The 1,131-nt window shown below is 46.6% G+C and carries 2 protein-coding genes; both read right to left on the bottom strand.

What is annotated here, in order from left to right:
• A partial coding sequence (locus tag AC1M9D_RS14005) for an acetyl-CoA C-acyltransferase (RefSeq protein WP_481612437.1) occupies positions 1-785 on the bottom strand: 785 nt, incomplete at its 3' end.
• Positions 786-808: 23 nt separating this feature from the next.
• The coding region (locus tag AC1M9D_RS14000) for a CoA-transferase (RefSeq protein ID WP_481612436.1) at positions 809-1,131 on the bottom strand (323 nt) is incomplete at its 5' end.

The raw sequence follows: 1,131 nt of genomic DNA, 5'->3' as shown, positions 1-1,131 counted from the left end.
GCAGCAGCACCATCGTTAATGCCTGATGCATTACCTGCGGTTACTGTACCGTCTGCTTTTACAACAGGTTTTAACTTAGTTAACGCTTCTAAAGTGGTTGATGCACGAGGATGTTCATCTTTTGCCACCACAACCGCATCACCTTTACGCTGTGGAATAGTCACAGGCACGATTTCTTGATCAAAGAAACCACGTGCTTGCGCTGCAGCCGTACGTTGTTGGCTGGTTAAAGCAAATTGGTCTTGATCAGCGCGGCTAATGTTGAACTGTTCAGCCACGTTTTCGGCCGTTTGCGGCATGGTTTCAACACCATACATTTCTTTAAGCTTCGGGTTGATAAAACGCCAGCCCATGGTAGTGTCTTCAATCTTTTGACTACGACCAAATGCACTCTCAGATTTACCCATCACAAATGGGGCACGTGACATGGATTCAACACCACCTGCCACAATCACGTCAGCTTCGCCTGCTTTAATGGCACGCGCGGCCATTGCTACGGTATCGAGTGATGAACCACATAAACGGTTGACTGTGGTTGCAGGTACTGTATAAGGAATACCTGCTAAAAGCGCCGACATACGACCGACGTTACGATTATCTTCACCGGCTTGGTTGGCACAGCCAAATAAAACGTCATCGACGACATTCCAATCCACAGAAGGGTTACGTTCCATTAATGCTTTTAATGGCACTGCACCTAAGTCATCCGCACGGACAGGCGCTAAACCACCGGCATAACGACCAAAAGGCGTACGGATGGCATCAATGATGTATGCGTTTTTCATAGTGTAAGATCCTAAAACCAGTCTTAAGCCTGAGTGGCATCAATGAGTTTGGCACCCGTCATCGATTGAAGTTCTTCAAAAGATAAGCCTTCAACTTTCTCAATCACTTTCATGCCTTCAGGTGTTACATCAATCACACAAAGGTCAGTATAGATACGATCTACACACTTTAAGCCTGTCGCAGGATAAGTCAGCTCAGCAACGATTTTAGGTTCGCCTTTTTTAGTGACATGATCGGTGGTAATAAAGACTTTTTTCGCACCCACGGCTAAGTCCATTGCACCACCCACAGCAGGGATGGCATCAGGTGCACCGGTATGCCAGTTTGCAAGATCACCATTTTCAG

Source organism: Acinetobacter sp. ANC_7682 (assembly GCF_056779795.1).
Note: the sequence above shows the minus strand (reverse complement) of the source record. Positions and strands in the feature narration are given on the sequence as shown.